Source organism: Dactylosporangium sp. NPDC050588 (assembly GCF_040654975.1).
Lineage (GTDB): Bacteria > Actinomycetota > Actinomycetes > Mycobacteriales > Micromonosporaceae > Dactylosporangium > Dactylosporangium maewongense.
The window spans coordinates 1-2889 of the sequence record NZ_JBFAJA010000208.1 but is presented as its reverse complement, the minus strand read 5'-3'; the positions used below and the strand labels follow the sequence as shown (position 1 = coordinate 2889).

The 2889-nt window shown below is 71.1% G+C and carries 2 protein-coding genes; both read right to left on the bottom strand.

The genetic code is table 11. The features are described 5' to 3' along the window. Positions 1–96 precede the first annotated feature (96 nt). Positions 97–2259, bottom strand: coding sequence for a cell division protein FtsK (locus AB0I21_RS57285; protein ID WP_360574464.1), 2163 nt, complete (start codon positions 2257–2259; stop codon positions 97–99). A 99-nt stretch (positions 2260–2358) separates the two neighbouring features. After that, a complete protein-coding gene (locus AB0I21_RS57280; protein ID WP_360574462.1) occupies positions 2359–2781 on the bottom strand; it encodes a transcriptional regulator in 423 nt (140 codons plus the stop codon). Positions 2782–2889: the final 108 nt, after the last annotated feature.

The window sequence follows — 2889 nt, the reverse complement described above, 5'->3', positions numbered from 1 at the left end:
TGGCGCTACCCGCTACCTCGGTGGGTAGCGGCTGGCCAGGTTGGTAGCGGGGTGGGTAGCGGCGGCGCTACCGGGTAGCGGCGCCGCCGCTACCGGTCAGGCGCTCTTGCGGCGGTCGATCGCGCTGTCCACATCGGACACGCGGGCGCCCTTGAGGACCTCGCCGCGGACCTTGACGTTCACGCTCGGTACACGATCGCGGAGCTGTGCGGAGATCGCGTCGGCGGTGATGTCCGCGTAGTGCTCCGGCAGCGCGTCGGCGAGCCGGGCGGCGATGGTGGCCCAGTGCAGGCCCTTCTCCCCGGCGAGGAACACCGACCGGACGTCGGCGAGGGTGTCGCGCAGGTCGCGGGTGATGGTCTCGCCGATCGCGGCGCCGGACAGCGTCCCGGCCGCTTCGCGGTGCTTGCGGGCGGCGGTGAGGATCTTCTCCGCGTCGCTGTGGTCGGCGAGGTACGTCCGCACGGTCGGGGTGTCGTCGCTGGCGCCGTAGAGGTAGCCGACGCCCCGGTACTGCGGCCCGTTCGGCAGCGCGGAGGCGTCGTAGCCCTCGGAGTACGCCTCACCGCCGAGGATCGCCTCGGAGACGATCCGGTTGCCGCACTTGAGGGCGAACCGCACGGCATGGTTGTCGCGGTACCGGTTGAACAGGCGGCCGACGTCACCGGCGCCGACCCCGGACGGCTTCTGGCTGCTGGACAGCAGGATCACACCGGCCGAGGGACCGACGGCCATGATGTAGGACAGGAGCGCGGCGATCTCCTTGTTCTGCTCCTGGCTGTCCAGCTCGTAATAGACCTGGAACTCCTCCATCACGAGCATCCACACCGCGAGCTGCGGATACTTCCGCGACAGCTCCCGAGTGATCTTCCCTTCCGGACACTCCGCCGTGGACAGCGTCGACAGGAAGTCATTGACCTCCAGGATGTGCGCCTTGACCTCGCGCAGCACCTCCAGGAGGTGCTCGACCGGGTCGTTGTCGCGACTGTTGGGCACCGGCCCGAACACCATGCGGTGCGCCACGAGGCGGAACTTGTCCCAGTCCGGCGACATCTTGCCGTCCACGATGATCAGCCGCACGTACGGGTCGAGCGCCGCGAACAGAGCCAGGAGACGGGTCGCGAAGGTCTTGCCCTTGCGGGGCTGCGCACCGACCAGCACCGACACCCACATCAGCAACAGACCGACCTTCCGGCCGCGCTCGTCCAGGCCGAACGGCGCTTCGGTCCAGATGTCGCGGACCTTGCCGTCCAACAAGGGCGTCTTCCCGGCCGGGATGGCGAGGGGGTCGCGGTCGGCGACGAACAGCACGTGCCGCCGGTGCGAGCTGGGGTCGCGGGTGAGGAACACCTGGTTGACGCTGACGTCGAGACCGGACGCGATGGCGCCCTTGGCGTTGAGGACGTGCTCCCACGTCTTGCCGTACGGCAGGTCGATGACCACCTGCGAGCCGGAGCCGGTCGCGTCGCGGGACATCGTGGAACCGAACCCGATCTGCTGGTTGGGCTTGTCCGGGTGGCCGAGGCCGGCGGCGTAGTAGGCGCGCAGGATGATGTCGGGGTTGACCCGCCGGTACCGTCCAGCGACCACGGCCGGGCGCAGGATCGGCTTGTCCTGCGGGCGGCCGAGCCGCGCCAGTCCGCACACGGCACCGGCGGCGGCGAGGCCGGTCACCCACCACGGGGCGAGGGCGTAGGCGACCGGGCCGCCGATGGCGAGCGCGGCGGTCTCGGCGGCTAGGACGATGCCGCGCCATGCGCGGGTGGCCTTGACCTCGCGGTGCAGCTTGTACCAGGTGGCCGGGTCGTTCGCGTCGGCGGCGGCCTGCCGGAGCCCGTACTGCTCCGACAGCCACCACCACCGCAACTGGCGGCCGACCACCTTGAACAGGCCCACGGTGGCCCAGAACCCAGCCTGCGCCGCGTACCAGGGCGTCCGGACGGCGTGGTACCCGGCGCGGTGCAACGCGTCCTCGGCGATGTCGCGGACGGTCGCCTTGAAGTTCTGCCAGCCCAGCAGCCTGCCCGGGATGATCGGACGGCGGCCCTTCGGATCGGCCGGCGGCGCGTCGACCAGCACGCCACCACGCTCCGGCTCGTCATCGAGCGGGATGTCGAAGTGGCTGTCGGCGCCGGTGCCGTCCCGGCGAGCGCGGGCGGCGTCCAGGTCGACCACGTCGGCGACGTCGGCCACCTCGGACTCGTACTTGGACCAGTCGAACCCCTTCGGGTGCTCGCGGTCCGGGTCGTTGCTCGTCATGCTGGAGATCTCCTGACCTCTGATGGAGGGATGGGGACCGGTGCGCGGCCGAGGGTTCCTAGGCCACGGAGGCCGCGCGCCGGGCGAACTGGTGGTGCCTCAGGCGCTGATGAGCAGCGCGGCGGTGAACAGCCAGCCGACGTGCCAGGACTGGTCGAGGGCGTACAGGCCGCCACCGCGCTCCAGCCACGCCGGGGACTTCTTGAGCGCGTCGGCCATGCGCCGCAGCGGCGCCCGCCGGTCGGCGATGTGGTGCGTGACGGCCGAGACGGTGAGCCCGGCGGCGGTCCAGCCGAGGTGCAGCGCAGCGCCGGTCATGGCGAGCATCGCGACCAGGGCGACGACGGCGGTCAGCGTGTACGTGCCGACGTGCGCGGCACAGGCGAGGTGACCCCGCCACCCGTTGTCGGCTTTGTGGTCGGCCTGGTGCTGCGTCTGGATCCAGTGGTCGGCGACCTGGTGAGCGGCGTAGAGGGCGACGAAGACAGCGGCGAGGGTGCCGGCGTCGGTCGGGGTTGCCATGATGAGGGTCTCCTGACTCCTGATGGAGGGATGGGGACCGGTGCGCGGCCGAGGGTTCCTAGGCCACGGAGGCCGCGCACCGGGCGAAGCTAGTCGCGGTTGGCGTGG